We start from the raw sequence: 703 nt of genomic DNA, 5'->3' as shown, positions 1-703 counted from the left end.
GACGGCGCCCACCAGGGCGGTGAGCGCGAAGTTGAGCGGCAGCCAGTAGGTATGCCAGAGCAGGCGGGCACGCACGACCATGACCTCGGCACCGGTGTAGACGAGCACCGCGAGCGCCAGCACCACGAGCGCCACCGCCAGGGCGAGGACGGCACGCCGGCGCCCCGCCCCGCCGTGCCAGTGCTGCCAGGCCGCCGCGTAGGCCAGCAGTACCGCCACGTAGGCCGGCAGCAGCAGCGAGCCGATGGACATCCACGACCATGGCGTGAAGTGCGCGTAGAAGTGCCAGAACCGCCCCGGCTGATGAAGGTCGGCGAGCAGCGCCACCGGCGCCACCACCCCGGCGGAGACGGCGACCAGCACCGCCGCCGGCTGCAGCCGCCGCAGCGGGCCGCCCGCCTCGCCCGCCGACGCCAGCAGTGCCGCGGCGGTGCTCAGCCCGATGAAGAAGAAGTACTGCACCGCCCAGGGCAGCCAGGCCACGTCCTGGGCGGGGACGATGATCTCCGTGATCGTCATGCCGTGGCCTCCTCTGCGGGGTGCTCTGGCTGGAACCACAGCCCGGGCTGGCCGTCCACGCGTTCGACGAAGGCCTCGTTCATGCCGAGATAGAATACGTGCGGCCCGGTCCCCATCTCCGGCTTGAGCACGCGGATGTCGTCCTCGTGCTCGCGCAGCATCCGGCTGATGGTGCTGTCCGGGT

Annotated in this window: 1 protein-coding gene and 1 pseudogene; both read right to left on the bottom strand. The window is 71.7% G+C overall.

The annotated features are described in order from the left end of the window. Window positions 1-519: NrfD/PsrC family molybdoenzyme membrane anchor subunit (nrfD, locus tag G7A99_RS23010; RefSeq protein ID WP_163144361.1), on the bottom strand; the 519-nt coding region annotated here is incomplete at its 3' end. Continuing rightward, window positions 516-703, bottom strand: a pseudogene (locus G7A99_RS23005) (tetrathionate reductase subunit B); the annotation flags it as partial. The gene nrfD and the pseudogene G7A99_RS23005, both read right to left, overlap by 4 nt.

This window comes from Arhodomonas sp. KWT (genome assembly GCF_010993615.1).
Note: the sequence above shows the minus strand (reverse complement) of the source record. Positions and strands in the feature narration are given on the sequence as shown.